The 18,929-nt window shown below is 61.4% G+C and carries 15 protein-coding genes; 1 reads left to right on the forward strand and 14 read right to left on the reverse strand.

The genetic code is table 11. The features are described 5' to 3' along the window. Positions 1-2 precede the first annotated feature (2 nt). From AC07WT_RS14100 to AC07WT_RS14145, 10 genes are all read right to left on the reverse strand, one after another. Positions 3-896 (reverse strand): crotonase/enoyl-CoA hydratase family protein, encoded by an 894-nt coding sequence (locus AC07WT_RS14100; protein WP_492592779.1) that lies wholly within the window; start codon positions 894-896, stop codon positions 3-5. 42 nt (positions 897-938) lie between these two features. After that, positions 939-2,471, reverse strand: a complete 1,533-nt coding sequence (locus AC07WT_RS14105; protein ID WP_492592778.1) for a class I adenylate-forming enzyme family protein — start codon at positions 2,469-2,471, stop codon at positions 939-941. A 35-nt stretch (positions 2,472-2,506) separates the two neighbouring features. Further along, a complete protein-coding gene (locus AC07WT_RS14110; RefSeq protein WP_492592777.1) occupies positions 2,507-3,310 on the reverse strand; it encodes a 2-oxo acid dehydrogenase subunit E2 in 804 nt (267 codons plus the stop codon). A 51-nt stretch (positions 3,311-3,361) separates the two neighbouring features. Next, positions 3,362-3,592 (reverse strand): biotin/lipoyl-containing protein, encoded by a 231-nt coding sequence (locus AC07WT_RS14115; protein ID WP_154558364.1) that lies wholly within the window; start codon positions 3,590-3,592, stop codon positions 3,362-3,364. A 20-nt stretch (positions 3,593-3,612) separates the two neighbouring features. Beyond that, on the reverse strand, positions 3,613-4,635 hold the full coding sequence (locus AC07WT_RS14120) for an alpha-ketoacid dehydrogenase subunit beta (RefSeq protein ID WP_492592776.1): 1,023 nt from the start codon (positions 4,633-4,635) through the stop codon (positions 3,613-3,615). Continuing rightward, positions 4,632-5,618 carry a thiamine pyrophosphate-dependent dehydrogenase E1 component subunit alpha gene (locus AC07WT_RS14125; protein ID WP_492592775.1) on the reverse strand — a complete coding sequence of 329 codons (987 nt, stop codon included), beginning with the start codon at positions 5,616-5,618 and terminating at the stop codon, positions 4,632-4,634. Before AC07WT_RS14125 ends, AC07WT_RS14120 begins: the two co-directional genes overlap by 4 nt. A gap of 17 nt (positions 5,619-5,635) precedes the next feature. Further along, positions 5,636-7,342 carry an FAD-dependent oxidoreductase gene (locus AC07WT_RS14130; RefSeq protein WP_494947522.1) on the reverse strand — a complete coding sequence of 569 codons (1,707 nt, stop codon included), beginning with the start codon at positions 7,340-7,342 and terminating at the stop codon, positions 5,636-5,638. A gap of 2 nt (positions 7,343-7,344) precedes the next feature. Continuing rightward, the gene (locus AC07WT_RS14135; protein ID WP_492592773.1) at positions 7,345-8,703 is read right to left on the reverse strand and encodes an aromatic ring-hydroxylating oxygenase subunit alpha; all 1,359 of its coding nucleotides are present in this window, start codon (positions 8,701-8,703) and stop codon (positions 7,345-7,347) included. A gap of 158 nt (positions 8,704-8,861) precedes the next feature. Beyond that, positions 8,862-9,791, reverse strand: coding sequence for an electron transfer flavoprotein subunit alpha/FixB family protein (locus AC07WT_RS14140; RefSeq protein ID WP_492592772.1), 930 nt, complete (start codon positions 9,789-9,791; stop codon positions 8,862-8,864). A gap of 2 nt (positions 9,792-9,793) precedes the next feature. Further along, positions 9,794-10,543: an electron transfer flavoprotein subunit beta/FixA family protein gene (locus tag AC07WT_RS14145; protein ID WP_492592771.1), complete on the reverse strand. Its 750-nt coding sequence runs from the start codon at positions 10,541-10,543 to the stop codon at positions 9,794-9,796. 346 nt (positions 10,544-10,889) lie between these two features. Between AC07WT_RS14145 and AC07WT_RS14150 the strand changes: the two genes are divergently transcribed. Next, on the forward strand, positions 10,890-11,684 hold the full coding sequence (locus AC07WT_RS14150) for a glucose 1-dehydrogenase (RefSeq protein ID WP_494947523.1): 795 nt from the start codon (positions 10,890-10,892) through the stop codon (positions 11,682-11,684). An 83-nt stretch (positions 11,685-11,767) separates the two neighbouring features. Here the strand turns inward: AC07WT_RS14150 and AC07WT_RS14155 are convergent, their stop codons facing one another. The 4 genes from AC07WT_RS14155 to AC07WT_RS14170 form a co-directional block, all read right to left on the reverse strand. Continuing rightward, positions 11,768-14,236, reverse strand: a complete 2,469-nt coding sequence (locus AC07WT_RS14155) for an efflux RND transporter permease subunit (RefSeq protein WP_494947524.1) — start codon at positions 14,234-14,236, stop codon at positions 11,768-11,770. Between the two features lie 21 nt (positions 14,237-14,257). Further along, positions 14,258-15,331 carry a WD40/YVTN/BNR-like repeat-containing protein gene (locus AC07WT_RS14160; RefSeq protein ID WP_494947525.1) on the reverse strand — a complete coding sequence of 358 codons (1,074 nt, stop codon included), beginning with the start codon at positions 15,329-15,331 and terminating at the stop codon, positions 14,258-14,260. A gap of 99 nt (positions 15,332-15,430) precedes the next feature. Then, positions 15,431-16,792, reverse strand: a complete 1,362-nt coding sequence (locus AC07WT_RS14165) for a DUF1329 domain-containing protein (RefSeq protein WP_172160961.1) — start codon at positions 16,790-16,792, stop codon at positions 15,431-15,433. A 39-nt stretch (positions 16,793-16,831) separates the two neighbouring features. Next, the gene (locus AC07WT_RS14170) at positions 16,832-18,475 is read right to left on the reverse strand and encodes a DUF1302 family protein (RefSeq protein ID WP_172160959.1); all 1,644 of its coding nucleotides are present in this window, start codon (positions 18,473-18,475) and stop codon (positions 16,832-16,834) included. Between the last annotated feature and the right edge of the window lie 454 nt (positions 18,476-18,929).

The following is an 18,929-nucleotide window of genomic DNA, read 5'->3' on the forward strand; positions in this document are numbered from 1 at the left end:
TTTCATTCGCCGCGTGCACGCAGCTTGATCATGCCGTCGCCGAACGGCTCGTCGCGGCGCTTGAGCGCTTCCTTCAGACCATTGGCTTCCATATCGGCCTTGAATTGCGCGCGGCGTGGCCCCTGGCTCTGATGGGCACGCGCGTCGTTCTCGACAGCGAGGCGTTGAAGCGTGCGCGCGCCTGCCAGTTCAAGCCCGAGATTCACAATCCGTTTGTTCGCGGAGAGCAGATCGGCATCGACAAACGACAGTCGGCGCGCGAGTTCCGCAACCTCAGCTTCAAGCTCTTCGACAGGTACGGCGTCCATCACGAGACCGATCTTTGCGGCGTCGCGGCCGGTCAGCGAATCCCCGGACAACAACAGGCGCTTCGCCCACTGCGGCCCAACGTGATAGAACCACATGTGCGCCGGCGGCGAGCCGTTGGCGCGCGTCGCAGGAAAGCCGATCCGTGCGTTGTCCGCGGCCAGCACCATGTCGCAGGCCAGTGCGAGGTCGGTGCCGCCCGCAAGGCAGTTGCCGTGCACCTGCGCGATGATCGGCTTGTGCACGTCCGCCATGACGTTCACGGTTTCCGCCTGCCGTTCCATCGACCAGCAGTCGTCATCGAAGCTGCGCACCGTGCCCCGGTATTCACCCGCATCGACCTGCTCCGCCGCGCGGTCCGAATAGGTGGTGACGAGGTCGTAACCGGCACAGAAATCCTTGCCGGCGCCGCGCAGGACAATCACGTTCACCGACTTCAGATCGTCCGCCTCGAGCAGCGCCTCTTTCAGTTCGCGCAACAGGACACCGTTAATCGCATTACGTTTGTCCGGGCGATTCAGCGTGATTCGCGCCACGCGCTCGGTGACCTCGAACTGAACGCATTCCGTGCTTTGGAGCCATTTGCTCATGATTCACTCTCATTCGAAGAAGGCGGCATGGCTGCCACGCGTTCAGCGGCCGAACCGCTGGCGCAATACAACCTTGCTGATCTTTCCGGTAGGCAGCCGCGGGAGTTCGTCGACGAATTCAACCGATTTCGGGCATTTGTAGCCGGCGATCAGCTCACGGCAAAACGCGATCAGCTCAGCCTCCTGTACCGTCTCGCCCGACCGGAGCACAACAATGGCTTTCACACATTCACCCCATTTTTCATGGGGTGCGCCGATCACTGCCGCGTCGATCACGAACGGATGCTGAAGCAAGGCGTTCTCCACTTCGCGGCTGTAGATGTTTTCACCGCCTGAGATAATCATGTCCTTCTTGCGGTCTACCAGGAAGACATAACCGCTGCTGTCCTGAAAGCCCATGTCGCCGCTGCGATACCAGCCGTCGCGCAAGGCGTCGACCGTCGCCACGCTGTTGTTCCAGTAGCCGGCCAGTTGGGTCGCAGAGCGCAGCCACACTTCGCCGGTCTGGCCCTGCGGCAGGTCAAGGCCGCTATCGTCCACAATGCGCAATTCGATCCCGGGACAGGGATGGCCGACCGACGCCAGACGCCGGACTTCTTCCTCTGTGCCATCTGGCCGCACTTCATGAGAAGGCAACCAGCAGGCGTTGCTCTCGGTCATGCCATACTGGACCGAGAACACCGGGCCCAGCACTTCGATGCCGCGCTCGAGGAGCGGCACCGGCACCGGCGCCGCTGCAGTCGTGATGTTCTCGATACTCGACAGATCGTACGAGGACAATTCGGGCACATCCAGTAACGCCTGCAGCATGGCGGAGACAAGGAACGTGAACGTGATGCGCTCGGCCTGGATCGTCTCCAGCATCGCCTTCGGCTCGAAACTGCGATGCAGTACGGTCGCCCCGCCCAGCCATGCAACCGCGTTCACAAAGCCAATGCCACCCACGTGAAACGCCGGTGTGGTCTGCAGCACCCTCGAGTGTCCGGAAAATTCGGTGACCAGCGCACAGCTTTCCGCCGTGGCGCACATTGCGCGATGCGTGCGGACTACCCCCTTCGGGTGCCCGGTTGTGCCGCTCGTGTAGATCAGATACGCGAAGTCGTCGGGCTGTGAGCGAATCGGCGGCCCGCCAGGCGAGCCGGCTTCCATCGCGGATTCGAATGATGTCGCCCACGCCGGCGCGTCGCCGATGCAGATATAGCATTCAACATCGGGCATCTGCGGACGCAGGGCGTCCACCAGCGCAGCATATTGCGCTTCGAAGACGAGCGCTTTCGGCGCCGCGTCCTTTACGATGTGCAGGATTTCCGCAGGCGCGAGGCGGAAGTTGACCGTGGCGAGCAGAAAGCCAGCCCATTCGCAGGCACGGTAGGTCTCGTAGTACTCGGCGCAGTTCATCGCCAGCACCGCGACCCGGTCCTGCCGACGCAACCCTAGCCGATACAACGCATCCGACAAACGGCGAGCGCGCTCCGCCATTTCGCCGTGAGTCACACGCCGGTCGCCAAACACCAACGCTTCCCTGTCCGTATAGAAACGCGCATTGCGCTCTATCATCTCCCCAAGCGTTTTCATCTCGATCCTGTCGTTGTCGGTTGGGTGTCTGCGGTTCAGGCCGCAAGTGCCTGAGGGTCGGCGAGCAGCGTAGCGATCAAGGCCGTGAAGCGCGCCGCATCCGCACCGTTGATGACCCGGTGGTCGTAGCTCAGTGAAAGCGGCAGGGTCTTGCGCCAATCCACGCCCCCATCGTCCGAAGCTTGAGGCATCAGCCGGGTTTTCGTCACCCCGAGAATAGCCACTTCAGGGGCGTTGATGATCGGCGTGAAACCCGTGCCGCCAATTCCTCCGAGCGAACTGATCGAAAAGCAGCCGCCCGACATCTCCGCCATCGAAAGACCTTTCTCACGCGCCTTCGACGACACCGCCGTCAGTTCTCCCGCCAGCTCCAGAATGCTCTTTTTGTCGCAATCGCGCAGCACCGGCACCAGCAGGCCGAAGCGCGTATCCACCGCCACGCCGATGTGAAAGTACTTCTTCAGCACAAGGTTCTTGCCGTCGCCGTCCAGCGAAGCATTGAACTGCGGAAATGCCTGCAGCGCGCGCACTGCCGCCTTGATCAGGAACACCAGCGGCGTCAGCTTCACCGTCGCGCCACCGTCGTTGTACGCCTTGCGGAAAACCTCGAGATTCGTGATATCCGCGTCATCCTGGTGCGTCACGTGCGGAATCGTCAGCCAGTTGCGCGACAAAAATGCACCAGTCAGCTTCTGGACGCGAGAAACAGGCTTGACCTCGATCTCGCCGAACTCGGCGAAATCGACCTGCGGCCATGGCGGCAGATGCGCACCGATCGGACCGGTCACTGCGGCAGGCGCTGCAACGGGTGCTGGGGAGGAAACGGATTCGACACTCATTGCAGATGCCTCGCTAGACTGTTTCGACCAGGATGAATGACAGGTGCCGGCTCAGACGATTTCCGCCAGCACCGTGCCGACCGGATACACCTCGCCTATCTGGGCGACGATCCGCAACGTTCCCGACGCCGGCGACTCGACTTCCTGCACCGATTTGTCGCTCTCCAGCGCATAGAGGGCCTGGCCTTCGGCGACTGTCGCGCCGTCCTCCAGGAGCCATTCGGTCAGCGTGCCTTCGTTCATCGAAAAGCCCAGCTTCGGAAGCAAAACCTGTGTGGTCATAAGTGCTCTCTTCAGGATATTTAAAGTCCGGATACGGCGCGCGAACCCGTGTCGTCGAGCGTTGCGCGAATCGCGGTCTCGATCTGTGCTGCGCCGGGTACAAAGGCGTCTTCGAGCGGCTTCGAAAACGGCACCGGGCAAAACTGCGAGCCGACCCGCTGCACGGGCGCCTTGAGCTCCCGAAACAGCGATTCATAAATGCGCGAAGCTATTTCCGCGCCGACACCGAACGGCTTGACCGCTTCGTGCACGACAACGGCGCGGCCCGTTTTGGCCACCGAGGTCAGGATCGTCTCCATATCGAGCGGGGAAATCGTGCGCAGATCGATCACTTCGCACGAGATTCCGGCCGTACCGAGCTGTTCCGCTACGCCCAGCACGTCGTGCACGCGGCGGCTATAGGTGATGACCGTCACGTCCGTGCCGTCGCGCACCACGTTGGCCTTGCCAAGCGGAATGCGCACACCGCGCTCCGGCGCCTTGCCCGGGTTCCAGTAGCTTGGCAGGTTCTCGATGAAGAGGCACGGGTCGTCGTCTTCGATACACGAAAGCATCAGCCCATAAGCATCCGCGGGCGTGGACGGCGCGACCACCTTGATGCCCGCGACGTGCGCGAACCACGCCTCCAGATAGTCGGCGTGCTGGCCGCCCGTACCGAAACCGGCACCGGTCATTGTGCGGATCACGAGCGGCACATGCGTCTGGCCGCCCGACATAAAGCGCAACTTCGCCGCGTGGTTGACGATCATGTCCATCGCGACCGTCGTAAAGTTCATCAGCATGATCTCGGCTACCGGACGCATGCCGACGATTGCCGCGCCGATCGCCGCCCCGATGATGGCCTGCTCCGAAATGGGCGTGGACCTGACACGCGACGTGCCATATTTCGACGACAGCCCTTTGGTCACGCCGACAATGCCGCCTTCCTGGCCGTCAGCCACGTCTTCGCCGAGAACGATGACGTTGGCGTCGGCAGCCATCGCATCGTCAAGCGCGAGGTTGACGGCCTGAATCGTATTGATGTCAGTCTGTGTCTGGTTCATGCCGGCACCTCGTCCTTAAAGATGTCGCGCCGCAGTTCGGCAACATCCGGATAGGCGCTCGTCAGCGCGAATTCGACCGCCGCGTCGATTTCGGCGCTGTGCGCTGCTTCCATCTCCGCCAGTTGCGCTTCAGTTGCATGTTTCGCCGCGATCAACCATGCGCGAAACAGCGGCACCGGATCTTTCGCCATCCACGCTGCTTTCTCGTGCTCGTCCATGTAGGCATCCGGGTCGCCGAACACGTGGCCGTGGAAGCGAAACGTATTCGCTTCGATCAGCGTAGGGCCGCCGCCGTCGCGGGCCCGTTCGATGGCCTCGCGCGCCACCCGATGCATCGCAATGGGATCGTTGCCGTCGACCGTGATGCCGGGCATCTGATACGCCACGGCGCGCTGTGCAATGTTCGGTACCGATGTCCCGTATGCGTATTTCGTGTGTTCGGCATAGCCGTTGTTCTGGCAGACGAAAACAACCGGCAGTTTCCAGACCGACGCCATATTCAGCGACTCGTGAAAAGCGCCGATGTTGGCCGCGCCGTCGCCGAAATAGGCGACAGCCACGCGCGGTTCACCCCGAATCTGCGCGGCCAGAGCCAGGCCGTTCGCGATGGGCATCGAACTGCCCACAATGCCGGTCGTCACCATCACGCCGGACGCAGGATGGGTGACATGCATCGGGCCGCCCTTGCCTTTACAGGTGCCGGTGACACGCCCCCCGAGTTCGGCCCAGAGATCCTTGAGCGGCACGCCCTTGGCGATCATGTCATGCACGCCCCGATAGATCGTGCAGATGTAGTCGTCATTGCTCAGGCAGACGGACACCGCCGAAGGAATCGCCTCCTGGCCGCGCGGCGAGTAATAAGGCATGACCAGCTTGCCGGACTTGATCACTGCGCGAAAACGCTCGTCGTTCTGCTTGATGAGTGTCATCCGCCGATAGATATCGATCAGCACTTCACTGCTGGGCGGTTGCTGGACTTTCATGCGAAGGTCTCCTTCGATCACCAGATCGTTTGGGCGCCGCTGGCATGCAGCGCGGCGATGTAACCGAATACGAACGACGCGCCGATGCTGCTGCCCGCGCCGGGATAGCAGCGACCCACCACGGACGCCGTGCAGTTGCCCGTCGCGTAGAGCCCTGGAATCAGCGAACCGTCTTCTTTCAGCACGCGGGCATACTCGTCCGTCACGAGCCCACCGGCCGTGCCGACGTCGCCAGGGTACATACGGACCGCGTAAAACGGCGCCTGTTCGATCGGGCCGAGATTCGGATTCGGCTTGATCGTCGGGTCGCCGTGACAGCGGTCGAAGGCTCGCGAGCCGCGTCCGTAGTCGCTGTCCACCCCCGTCTCGCAGAAACCGTTGAAACGCGTCACGGTGGCCTGCAAGCCGGCCGCGTCGATACCGCATTTCGCCGCCAGCTCTTCGATCGATCCGGCCTTGATCATGTAACCGCTATCGAGCCATTGCTGCGGAATCTGTCCCTGCATCGCCGAACCCCAGGGGTAATACTTGCGCTGACGGCTGTCCATGACGACCCACGCGGGAACGGCTTTACCCGTCTCATTCTGACGCCGGTACATGCGTTGCCCGATCTCCATGTAGGCGCCGGCTTCGTCGCAAAAGCGCTGGCCGTCCTGGTCGACCATGATCGAAAACGGCAGCGACAGATCGAGGTGATGCATGAAGGGAAGCGGCGAGCCGTCCGGCGCGCGCGCGCCCTCGGGCAAGGTCTCATTGGGACCGAGCGAAGTCACGACCCACCATGCCTCTTCCATGCAATCGACGGCTGCGCCGAGACCCACCGCGGCTTCCAGCACTTCGCCGGTGTCGCCCGGATTGGCGTTCGTCCAATTGCTCGACGACGGTTGCGGCTGATATTTGCGGCGCATTTCGGCGTTATGTGAAAAACCGCCGGTGTTCAACAGCACGCCCTCACGCGCACGCACGCGCATTTCGCGCCCGCTGCGCATGGCGATCACACCCGTGACCCGGCCATCCTCAACGATCAGCTCGCGCACCGGTGTATCGGTCCAGATCGGAATATCGGCCCGCAGCGCCATTTGCAGCATGCGCCCCTGGATCGCCGCGCCGTTCGACACCAGCTCTTTACCCGTGACCTTCTGATAGAGCATGCGACCGGCGAGTTGCATCGCCTTGCGTTTGCCACCCCACGTGCGCTTTAACAGGAACAACTCGGGAAACTCGTTGGAGTTGGCGGGAATCGACGGACCCTTGTAACGCGAGAGCTTCGGCGCCCACTCGCCCAGTTCCTTGATGTCGAACAGTTTCGCCAGCAAAGACCGGCCACGCGGTTCGCCACCGGGCAGCGTGTCGTAGTAGTCCGACCAGCCATCTGCATAGACAAACTGCATGCCCTGCTTCTCCAGAAACTCGGCCATCTTCGGAGCGGTGCGCAAATACGCCTCGCGACGCGCCGGCGATGCGCCTGGACCCTGATAGGTAACCGCGGCATCGAAATATTGCCGCGCGCGTTCGTAGGAGTCGTTCACGCCGTGGCGCTTCATCACGTGGTTGTTCGGCAGCCACCAGACGCCACCCGAATACCCCGTCGAGCCGCCTACCTTGTCCTGCTTCTCGATGATGACAGCCTCTTTGCCAGCGGCCTTGCACGCAAGCGCAGCGCACATCGAACCGCCGCCGCTGCCGACCACCACGAAGTCATAGCTTGCATCCCAGGCAGCCATGTTCAATCCCCCTGCGCAATGAATTCCCGCAGCGCGCGGTGGAAATTGGACACCGATGTCTCCTGCAGCGGGTTCGTACGTGCCCCCTTGAAACCGCGCGATTTCATGCCCTGCTGCACGTTCGTCATGTTCTGGAAGTCCTGCCACAGGATCAGACCGAAATTCTCCAGCGCGTTCTGCTTCCAGTCGTCGACGCCGTGATAGAGCTCGCGCTTGAGAGGCGGCTCCGCACCCGGCGCATAGCGGACCAGCGACCAGATGTCGTAAATGCAGGAATCCGGATTGTCGCCGTCGGGCCGCGCACGGTAGAACAGCGCACCGTCCGGGTAAGGCAGGAAAATCAGATTCGGGAACACGTGCCAGTCGGCGCCCGCACGCCCCATCTGCTCGAACGAGATGTCAGGCCAGCCCGCCCCTTCGGCAACGGCCGCTTCGCGCTGGAACTCCATGGCCTTCGCCAGGACCTCGAACTGGTTGCCGCTTGGCGCCATCTCGGTCAGCAGACGTTTGGAAGCTTCATAGTCGCGCGCCGAGTTGATCGCTTTCAGCGTGTCTTCCATCACCTTGAAGAAACTGACGAGACCTTGCCGCACGTCTTCGGGCATCGGCTTGCCGGTACGCGGCGAGGGAGCGCCGATGAAACGCGTGGCCGTCGCGTAACCGAACATGCCGTGGCGTCCATAGGGAAAGCTGCGAGTCACATCGTCGCCGGCGACATCGAGCAGTTGCGGGTGGGTGGCCGAGACGTGATAGCCCTCATTGAACGCCTCCAGCGCGACCTTCCAGTTGCACGGCAGCCGGATCGACTTGTACCAGCGGTAGCGCATCTTTTCGAACTCGAAGCAGTCCGTGATTTCCGGTACCGGTTCGAGAAATCTGGCGAGCGGCTCCGCGTCGGTATCCATGTTGATGAACACGAATCCGCCCCAAGTGTCCACCCGCACTTCCTGAAGCCGCAGATCGCTATCGGCCATGTCGGGGCAGCCTTCCCAATCGCCGCGATCGAGTACGCGTGCGATGCTGCCATCAAGGTTCCACTGCCAGCCGTGGAAGTTGCAATGAAACTTCGCCGCCTTGCCGCAACCGTTTGTCAGACGCCGGCCACGATGCTGACAAACGTTGTAGTAGGCCTTGATCCGGTCGGCCGCCGTGCGCACCACGATGATCGACTCACCGATCACATCGAACGTGACATAGTCGCCTACCGTGGGAATCTCCTCGAGCCGGCACGCCACCTGCCACACGCGCGGCCACAGGTTGCGCGTTTCCTGGTCGAGGAACTGCTTCGACAGGTAGCTATCCTTGGGGACAAAATCGAGGCGGACCGGATGCTCACCCGAACCGGAATTCGTGTCACGCATTGATATCTCCTTCATGGTTTCGTCGGCTCACACACCGATTCTGGTTTCTTCTTGCCGGCTCACCGCCCATGGGGGCCAGGCGACGCACCGGTCGGTATATATGAACGCCGTTCAAAATACTAGGCTGACGGCGAGAACCTTGTCAATCCGGTCCAACGTCAGCCCAGCGCCGCTGTCAGCGCCGGTACGGCCTCAAAAAGATCGGCGGCGAGGCCGTAGTCGGCAACCTGGAAAATCGGCGCCTCGCTGTCCTTGTTGATCGCGACGATGACCTTCGAATCTTTCATCCCGGCCAGATGCTGGATCGCGCCAGAAATGCCGACGGCGATGTAAAGCTGCGGTGCGACGATCTTGCCCGTTTGCCCGACCTGGTAGTCGTTCGGCGCGAATCCCGCGTCCACCGCGGCGCGCGATGCACCGACTGCCGCACCGAGTTTGTCGGCGAGCGCATCGAGCAATCTGAAGTTATCGCCGTTCTGCATCCCACGGCCGCCTGACACCACGATGCCGGCGGCCGCCAGTTCCGGCCGGCTCGATCTGGTCAACTGCTGGTCGACGAAACGCGCCCGTTCATAAGCTGGCGCGGCCAGCGCCGACTCGACCGGCGCGCTGCCCTGCAATGGTGCAGCATCGAAGGCGGTCGTGCGCACCGTCAGCACCTTCAGCGGATCGGCCGACCTGACGGTGGCGAGCGCATTGCCGGCATAGATCGGCCGCACGAACGTATCGGCCGCCTTGATGGCGACGACTTCGGAAATCTGCGCACAGTCGAGCAACGCAGCAACGCGCGGCATGAAATTTTTGCCGACAGCCGTCGCTGCGGCAATCACATGGCTGTACGGCTGAGCGAGCGACTGCACCAGCAACGCGAGATTTTCGGGGAGCGGATGCGCGTAGGCGGCGGCGTCGACGTGCAATACCTTGCTTACTCCGCTGACTTTCGCTGCATCGGCCACCGCTCCCGCCGCTTCATGACCGGCTACCAGCAAATGAACCTCGCCGCCGATCTGCATCGCGGCAGTGACGGCGTTGAGCGTCGCGCGATGGAGCGTCGCATTGTCGTGTTCAGCAATAACAAGGATGGACATGATCAGATCACCTTGGCTTCGTTGCGCAGTTTTTCGATCAGCGTCTGAACGTCGGGCACCATCATTCCGCTCCTGCGCGCCGGTGGCTCGGTCACTTCCAGTACCGTAAGACGTGGCGTGACATCGACACCGAGTACTTCAGGCGTCAGTGTATCGAGCGGTTTCTTTTTCGCTTTCATGATGTTGGGCAGCGTCACATAGCGCGGACTGTTCAGACGCAGATCCGTCGTTACCACTGCGGGCAGATCGAGCGCGACGCGTTCAAGCCCACCGTCGATTTCACGCGTCACGGTCAGCACACCGTCGGCGACTTCGGTCTTGAAGGCGAATGTCGCTTGCGGCCAGCCGAGCAGGCCAGCGAGTTTCTGACCCGTCTGGCCGGCATCGTTATCGATGGCCTGCTTGCCGAGCAGCACCAGTTGCGGCGCTTCACGCTCGACGATCGCTGCCATGAGCTTCGCGACCGCCAGCGGCTGCAGCTCCGTTGCGGTCTCGATCAGGATCGCCCGGTCGGCGCCCATGGCAAGAGCGGTGCGCAAGACTTCCTGCGACTGCGCGGTGCCAGCGGAAATCACCACGATCTCGGTGGCGACCCCTGCTTCCTTTAGCCGTACCGCCTCCTCCACCGCGATTTCATCGAACGGATTCATGGCCATCTTGACGTTGGCAAGATCGACGCCGGAGCCGTCGGATTTGACCCGGGGCTTCACGTTGTAGTCGATCACACGCTTTACTGCGACCAGTATTTTCAATTGACGCTCCAGACGCTTTTATGAACAATGTTCTATATTCTGAACCTGTTCTTTTGCTGCTGTCAACGACTCCGACGTGCCGGATGCGCTGCGTCACCTCGAAAGCCAGCGCCATTTCCGCAAGATTCTGGTCCGGCACGGCTAGCGGTTGCCGGCCGGATGATCGGCGGCCTGCTGTTTCGAACGTGGCCTTTCCGGACCCTGCCCCGCGTATACCCCATTTCACGGCCGTCAGAATATATCCATAATTTAGAACATCGTTCGCATTTCAAAATTCTCCGCGGATCGACTGACTGCGTGCTCTGTCGCAGGATCGTCGGCAGCGGCTCCCGTTGAAAACTCGTCCATGAAAATGTTCTCTCTCGGTGGTCAGGTTGCGCTCGTCACGGGCGCCTCGCGCGGCCTCGGGCTGGCGATGGCCAGCGCGCTTGCGTGCGCCGGCGCGACGGTGGTGCTCGCCGCCCGCTCGCGTGCCAGTCTCGACACTGCCGCTGCGTCCATTCGTGCGGTCAGCGGCGGTAGCGGCGGCGCGATCGATGTCGAGCCATTCGATCTCACCGATCAGGCCGCCATCGAGGCCGCCGTGCAGAACGTTCTCGCGCGTCACGGAAGGATCGACATTCTGCTGAACAACGCCGGTATCTGCGAGTGGAGCGATTTCCTGAAATCGACGCCGCAGATGTGGCGCCGCACCATGGACACCAACGTCACCGCGGCGTACCTGCTCGCGCAACAAGCTTCCCCGCCGATGATCGAACGCGGACACGGCCGCATCATCAATGTCGGCTCGTACGTTTCCGTACTCGGGCGCGAAAAGCTGCAGGCCTATGTAGCGAGCAAGCACGCAGTGGCGGGTCTCACCAAGTCGCTCGGCGCCGAACTGGGGCGCTACGGAATCCGCTGCAACGGCATTTGTCCAGGCTATTTCATGACCGATATGGCCGAGCCGGTCACGTCGAATGCGCAAATGAAAGAGATCGTCCGTTCGCACATTTCCGTCGGACGCTGGGGGCGCCCTGAAGAACTCGGCGGCGCCGCCGTATTTCTCGCCTCCGACGCCAGTTCCTATATGAACGGCCAAATGCTGATGGTCGACGGCGGTATCTCGGAGATCCTGAGCTTCCCGATATCGGTGCTCTAGCCACAGTCACCGCCGCAGCGTGGCCGGCGCTCGCTTTTTACGCGCCCTTCTTACGCGCCTATTGCGCTCACTCAGCCAGGTCATCACGCGCCTTTCGAATTCTCGGCGAGTGCAATCGCGCTGCGTAACGCCGCGTGCCCAGGTCTGGACGACACATTGCGCAACAGAAAGTGAGACAGCGACGGGATCAGAATCAGCGCGCCGATCATGTTTGTGACGAACATGAAAGTCAGCAGAATACCCATGTCGGCCTGAAACTTGATCGGCGACCATGCCCACGTGACGACCCCCGCGGCCAGCGTGACGCCCACCAGCGCCACCACCTTGCCGGTGAACTGGACCGCTCGACGGTAGGCGTCCCGCAGCGGCAAGCCGGCGCGCTGATAGTTGAGCTGCACGGACAGCAGATAGAGCGCGTAATCGACACCGATGCCCACGCCAAGGGCGATCACAGGCAAGGTCGCCACCTTCACGCCGATGCCCAGCATCACCATCAACGCCTGGCATAACACCGATGTGATGACGAGCGGCACCAGTGCGACGACCGCGGCGCGCCAGCTACGGAACGTGATCAGGCAGAGCAGGACAACGGCCGCGTAGACCAGCAGCAACATGCGCTCATTCGCTTCCTTGACGACGATATTGGTCGCGGCATCGATACCTGCCGATCCCGCGGCCAGAAGAAATTGATGGTTCGGATCCTTGTGCGCATCCGCGAAACGTTGCGCCGCGTCGAGCACGCGGTTCAGCGTGGCCGCCTTATGATCGGTCAGGTAAGCGATGATCGGCATCGTGTTGCAGGCCGCGCTGATCAGATCGGGACGATCAAGTAAAACCTGGAAGAGCGAGCGATTCAGGATCGACGGCGTGCGATTGATCGTGAACCACTTCGGATAGCCTTCGTAAGCGCCGGACGTAACGAGCCGGGTGAGGGACGCGGCCGAACTCGTGGTCTGCACGCCGCTCAGGTTCTGCAATGCGATCTCGAGGCGATCGACATCGGCCAGCATCTGATAATGATCCGCGTCGCAATTGGGCAGTGACGATTTGCCGATCACCACGAACATGTCGCTCGACAGGCCATAGTGCGCGTTGATGAAGGCATTGTCACGGTTGTAGACCGAGTCCGCCCGCAATTCGGGCGCCCCCGCATCGAGATCGCCGATCTGCAGACGCTGGCTGACCGCAAAACCGGTCACCGCCAGCAGCAAGGTCACGACGATCGCTCCCGACGCCCAGCGCCGTTCGGTGAAACGATCCAGCCAGTCCCACAGGCTCGCGACGCGCGAGCGGCTGCCCGCTTCGGCGGCCTCTTCAATCAGCGTGCGCTGCGCGGCGGCAGGACTCACGCCGACATACGACAGCAGTACCGGCAGTAGCAGCAGATTGGTGAAGACCAGCACGCCCACGCCGATGCTGGCTGTCAGCGCCAGATCCTTGATGACCGGGATATCGATGATCGTCAGGACAGCGAAGCCCACCATGTCGGCCATGAGCGCGGTGAGACCCGCGAGAAAGAGCCTGCGGAAGGTGTAGCGCGCCGCCACGTACTTATGTGTGCCACGCCCCACGTCCTGCAGGATGCCGTTCATTTTCTGCGCGCCATGCGACACGCCGATGGCGAATACCAGGAACGGCACCAGAACCGAATACGGGTCGATGACGAGACCCAGCGCCGTGACGATGCCGAGTTGCCACAGGACCGCGACCAGCGAACATGCGACCACCAGAAACGTGCTGCGCGGACAGCGCGTATAAAAGAAAATCACGCCGAGCGCGATGGTCGCCGCAATACCGAAATACGTCATCACCTGCTTCAGGCCGTCGATCAGGTCACCGATCAGTTTGGCGAAGCCGACCACATGGATGCGAATGTTGCCGTGCTGCTGCGTGCGCACCATGTCGTCGAGCAGATGCGAGAAGTGGGCATAGTTGATCGGATTGCCCGCCGCGTCGCGTTCGAGCAGCGGCACCACGATCATGCTCGACTTCAGATCGTTGGCGACCAGCGAACCGGTGATGCCCGCGCGCGCGATATTGGTTCGCAACGCGTCGATCGCCGCGGGCGAGCCGTTGTACGTCGACGGCATGACCGGGCCACCCGCGTAGCCTTTCTCGGTCACGATATTCCAGCGCACCGCCGGCATCCAGATCGATTTGACCCACGGCCGGTCGACACCGGGCATGAGGAACACCGCATCGTTGATCTTTCTCAGCGCTTCCAGATACGCGGGATCGTAAATGTTGCCCTGCGTGTTCTCGACCACGATCCGCAAGCTGTTGCCGAGCCCCTTCAGGTCGCCCTTGTTCGCCAGGTAGTTGCGGATGTACGCGTTCGACTGCGGAATCATCTTTTCGAAACTGGCGTTGATCTGCAGCCCGATCGCCACCTTGATGCCGAAAAAGACCGACAGCACCGCGCACAGCAGGATCAGGACAAGTCGATGATTGAAAACCAGTCGCTCCAGCGCATTGCCGGAATTCGAGTCGAACGCGCTGCGCTCCCGAACCACGGGCATCGAACTGATCTGCTCATTGCTCTTACCGGCCATCTTGTGCTCCCTATCCCGCAATCACTTGAGTACCGCGATGTTTTTTACGCCGCCGGCGCCCACCACCACAATGCCGCCGCGAGCGAGGCTCGTGCCGTCCCAGAGCGACCAGGGTTGACCCGCCGCATTCGCCGCACTGAAGCTGGCGCCGCCGTCCGTGCTGATCAGCACGCGTCCATCCTGGCTGAACAGCGCGAGCCGCCCGTCGGCCAGGCGCGCACCGCCGAGCAGACTCGCTTCGCCGGGAATGCCGACCTTGGTCCAGGTCTGCCCGCCGTCCGCGCTGCGCAACGCATTGCCACGCAGGCCGTAGAGAATCAGGTTTTCAGGCGTGCCGAAAATGCCGAAAAAGCTGCCCTTGTACGGCACCGGAACCTTGACGAACTGTTGTGAGGTCTCGTCGAGGCGCATGACCAGCCCCTGTTCGCCGACCACGTACAACGCATTGCCGATTCTGCGTATCGCATGCAGGTTCAGAGCATCCTGTTCGTTTTCGGTGTGGTCGAACCACGGTGTCCAACTGACCCCGCCATCCTCGGTTTTGAAGATGATGTTGAATGAACCGATGATGAAGCCCGTGCGTTCGTTATCGAACCAGACCGATAGAAATGGCCGCCCCGGGCCGTCGTTGACAAAGCGCCGCGCTTCCTCGAGTCCGGCTGCGACCTTCGGGTTCGACTCCTGCTTCTGGTAATAGGCCAACATCGAGGCGGCCGCCGACCGGCCGTCGAGCTGCCTGGTCCACGTTGCCCCGCCGTCCGCGGTGTGCAATACGATGCCGTCCTGACCGGTCGCCCAGCCCGCGCGCGGCGAAACGAAATACACCGCGACCAGGTCCGAGCTCACCGGTGCGGGAACCTGGCGCCAGGTCTCGCCATTGTCGTCGGAGAGGACGATCAGTCCGCGCAAGCCGACCGCGACCAGCCGGTCTCCGGCATGGGCCACGGCAAGCAGCGGCGCTGTCTGTGCATGGGGGTTGGTCGTGGCCGGCGTGTCGATCGGATCGGCGAACGCGGCAAGCGCCGGCTGCGAAACGGTCAGCGCGAGGGTCAGCGCGAATGCCGACACTGCCGCGTTCATACAGGTGCTCAGCATTACGTCTCCTTATGCCCGCCCGATACTCGATGGCCGCAGCGGACGAAACCCGCTGCGGCCCTGCCTCTCCAGGCTATGCTGCCGGCAACGCGCGAGGCGTCAGCGGATGCCGGTCGATTGCATTCGTTCAGGCGTGAAGAATCCGTTGGGGAAGTCCACGTTGAAGAAAATACCGGCGGTCTCCGCAGGATGACTGCCCAGTAGATACACGCCGCTGTTGAAGTCGAAGAACCAGTTGCCGAGTGAATACGGGACCTTGGTGTCGTAGGCCGGTACCGTGTCGGCAAAGCCGCCTCGATACAGTTTGCCCGCCTGATCATAGGCATCCATCATGCCACCGCCCAGATCCTCGTCCGTATAGATGATCTTTTTGCTGTAGAGGTGCCGGGCACCGGGTTTGAGCGTCAATTCAAGTATGCGCACGCGGTGCAGCTCCCAGCGGATCAGGTTGGCATTGGGGAAATGCGGTGTCAGCATGTCCTTGTCCGGCGTTGCGTATTGCCACTTGTATCCGTTGTACGGAATGTACATTTCCTTGGTGCCGAGCATCTTGACCTTCCAGCGATCGAGCTTGCCGTACATCAGCTGGATATCGTCCATTGTGATCACGCCCGAGTAGCCGGGGTTAGGCGTATCGTAAGAGAGGTCAGGGGCGACGCGTGTGCGACGCTGGCCCGGCGAATATGCCCAGCCCGGCCAGTCACGCGAACTCGCGGTGTAGTCCCAGAACAGAGATGTTTCGCCCTTCAGGCGTGCGGGCGCGGCGTAATCATTTTGCACCTGGTACCAGACGCCATCCGACTTCTTGAACCCGTCCCGGCCGAGAGTGGGATCGTAGTACGGAAAATAGATGCTGCTTTTGAACGAACCCGTCAGCACCGGGCTGCCTGAGCTGTCCATCAGCCAGGTATTCACGAAGTTCTTTTGCTTGGTGCCGACGTAGCGCATGATGTAATTCCAGAGCGCTTCCTCGCCGGTCTTCGGAATCGGGAAAGGAATACAGCCAAAGGCGCCTTCGATATCCTGTCCGCCGTTCGTCAGCTTGGCCTGCACCGCATTGATCTTGCAATTTTCACCATACCAGTCCGGAAACGACGCGCTGCGATGGGTCGGATAGACCATCATCTTGTAATCGGGAAAGCGCTTGAACAGTTCCTTGGACGACTCGCTCAGCTTGTCCGCGTATTCTTGCCAGTTCTGCGCCGTGATCGTCAGAACCGCCTTTTCGCCGGCAAACGGGTCCATCCACTTGCCGCTATTAGGCTTGAACTCCGCAGGCGCCTTGGCGATGCCGCCCGTGTATGCCGGAATCTGACCGTCCGTGCTGGCTGCGGCGTCCGCGCCGAATAATGTGAGCGTCGTGCCAAGCCTGGCGGCTTCTTCGGTCGATACCGCCGAGTGCACGGTGGAACCATAGGTGGCGGCGATCAACACAGCCGTCAGTAACTTTGGGATGTTCATTTGCGAATGTCCTCTGAGGTACCAGATAGTCGGCTTTGGTTAAAGCGTGGTCTGATAAGTAATCCCGATCCAGCCTTTGTCGGAATACGGTGCGCCGTTCACATTGGTCGCTGTTTTCTTCCAGTTGGTATAACCGGTGTAGGTGAGATTCACAATGTGCTTGTTGTAGATCGTGAATTTCAGTCCTACCTGGTAGATGTTGCTGCCCTGGTTGCCGCCGTCGACAGTCGGCGTATTGCCGTGGATGTTCCATTGTACGAACATCGGCAGGTCGAGATCGACACCGGGAAACACCTGATTCCAGTGCGGTGTGAACGACACGCCGAAGGTATAGAAATTCTTCGTCGAACAACCCAGTGCGACCGCATCGGCAGCCTTCGTGCAGGCGGCGGAGTAACCGGGAGAATTGAAGTTCTGCGCGCCCGACGTCACCTTGATCAGGTGGGCCGCCGCGATTTCCATCGCGAGCGGCGCCTCGTTCCAGAGGAACGACTTGCCGAGGTAGGTGGTCGTGTTGATCAGTGCGTGCAACGTATCGCCGCGCGCGCCTTCGAGCGTGCCCGGCGTGCCGCTGCCGGCGGAAGCCAAAGGCGTATTGCGGCGATACGACACTTCGGCGCCGACCGCCGTGCCGGCAATCGTGCTGTTCACGCCGAGGCCCAGCAGCTGAACCTTGTTCGCGTATATATCCTCGGTTGTGAAATTGTTCGCATTGAACTGAGCAAACCAGGGAGTCTTGTAGCTGAAGCGGCGATAGGTCAACTCCACTGTGCTCGAGAATTTTTCGAAGCGGTACTTGGTTTCGACACCGATATCCCCGATCTTCCCTTGCGGTCCCTTGACGTTGTGGATCGCGAAGTTCGGCCCTGCATACGCGGAAATCGGCGGCCCATAGTCGATGGAGTCCGACCCACCGAAATAGGTGCCGCCTTCCGGATAGCGGTCGTGCGCCCATTCGAATGTGTAGTAGCCGCTCAATTGCATCCGGTCGGTCAGCTGGGCCGACATGGCGACCTGCCCTGTCGGCAGCGACAGTTCCTTCAGCGATGCCCCGGGGCTTTGCGTCGCGGCGATCAGGTTTTGCGGAGCCTGCGACACCGCGACCGAGTTCACGCCGCCCACGCTGCCGATCAGCGATTGACCCCAGATTTGCGCGAGGCGCCCTACCTTGATGTCGATTGGAACGGGGCCCGCATTGACGGTGGTGAATCCGAACGCGTCGCGCACCTCGGCCGATGGTCCGATGTAATACTTTTTGATGTAGCTGGTGTAGTTATTCCCCGGGTAGTTCGCGACACTTGCCAGGCCCGGCCCGCTCTTGTCCTTTCCCGAATAGGCGGCGTCATACCAGCCAGCGACGCTGAACCGGAAGCCTGTCGTCCCCTTGTACTTGAAGTCGAATTCGCTCGTCACGTCGAGCCGCGCAAGTATGGTCTGGTAGCGCCTGAAGGTGTTGTCGCCTTCGTCATAGCTCGGGTTGTTACCGATCGCCGGGTCGATGCCCTGTAGCCGTAACCCGTAGTTCGCGCGAACCGTCGTATCCAGATCCATCTCGATGTCTGGATTGGGCGTAGTAAACGTGAACGCCTGCACTCCGTTCGCAAAACTGCCGCAAACACCAGCCAGCAGCATCACTTCAATACGACGCCGGTAAACGGCCCCGCCTCTGAAAATCCGATTCATTTCTGTCTCCTCCGCGAGGACCTTCACACGAGTTCTATTCGTTGTATTTTTCGAGCCGGCCTGCTTCCCACATTTCAAGCTCAGCCAACAACATGAATGCTGTTCAAAATGGTAAACATCGCACCGTGGGGTGTCAATAGTGTTTTCCAGTAGGGACCTGGACCCTTTCGCACAGGTCGACCGAGGTTCGACCGGCCGATTGAGACGTCAGGAAACCGTCTAAAGTCCCACGAATACGGAATCGATTCGCGCGGCTGGCGAATGCTGATGCCGGCCGCGGCAGCCCCGTCACAACGGGACAAACGGACCTGCCGCGGCCGCCCACCTGGGGATGCCTGACGAAATACCGTGACGAAGGCCGTCGCGCCTGTCAGCGCGAACGCGAGGATCCATGCGCTGCGCCGCTTTTCTTGCGGTGACGGCTGATCCTGACGATCGGGCAGCCGCCGATCGT

This window comes from Paraburkholderia sp. GW821-FHT02A12, assembly GCF_059422005.1.

Coding starts and splice junctions, on each gene's coding strand:
- AC07WT_RS14100 (WP_492592779.1), bottom strand. CDS start 896: ATGAGCAAATGGCTCCAAAGCACGGAATGCGTTCAGTTCGAGGTCACC.
- AC07WT_RS14105 (WP_492592778.1), bottom strand. CDS start 2,471: ATGAAAACGCTTGGGGAGATGATAGAGCGCAATGCGCGTTTCTATACG.
- AC07WT_RS14110 (WP_492592777.1), bottom strand. CDS start 3,310: ATGAGTGTCGAATCCGTTTCCTCCCCAGCACCCGTTGCAGCGCCTGCC.
- AC07WT_RS14115 (WP_154558364.1), bottom strand. CDS start 3,592: ATGACCACACAGGTTTTGCTTCCGAAGCTGGGCTTTTCGATGAACGAA.
- AC07WT_RS14120 (WP_492592776.1), bottom strand. CDS start 4,635: ATGAACCAGACACAGACTGACATCAATACGATTCAGGCCGTCAACCTC.
- AC07WT_RS14125 (WP_492592775.1), bottom strand. CDS start 5,618: ATGAAAGTCCAGCAACCGCCCAGCAGTGAAGTGCTGATCGATATCTAT.
- AC07WT_RS14130 (WP_494947522.1), bottom strand. CDS start 7,342: ATGGCTGCCTGGGATGCAAGCTATGACTTCGTGGTGGTCGGCAGCGGC.
- AC07WT_RS14135 (WP_492592773.1), bottom strand. CDS start 8,703: ATGCGTGACACGAATTCCGGTTCGGGTGAGCATCCGGTCCGCCTCGAT.
- AC07WT_RS14140 (WP_492592772.1), bottom strand. CDS start 9,791: ATGTCCATCCTTGTTATTGCTGAACACGACAATGCGACGCTCCATCGC.
- AC07WT_RS14150 (WP_494947523.1), top strand. CDS start 10,890: ATGAAAATGTTCTCTCTCGGTGGTCAGGTTGCGCTCGTCACGGGCGCC.
- AC07WT_RS14155 (WP_494947524.1), bottom strand. CDS start 14,236: ATGGCCGGTAAGAGCAATGAGCAGATCAGTTCGATGCCCGTGGTTCGG.
- AC07WT_RS14160 (WP_494947525.1), bottom strand. CDS start 15,331: ATGCTGAGCACCTGTATGAACGCGGCAGTGTCGGCATTCGCGCTGACC.
- AC07WT_RS14165 (WP_172160961.1), bottom strand. CDS start 16,792: ATGAACATCCCAAAGTTACTGACGGCTGTGTTGATCGCCGCCACCTAT.
- AC07WT_RS14170 (WP_172160959.1), bottom strand. CDS start 18,475: ATGAATCGGATTTTCAGAGGCGGGGCCGTTTACCGGCGTCGTATTGAA.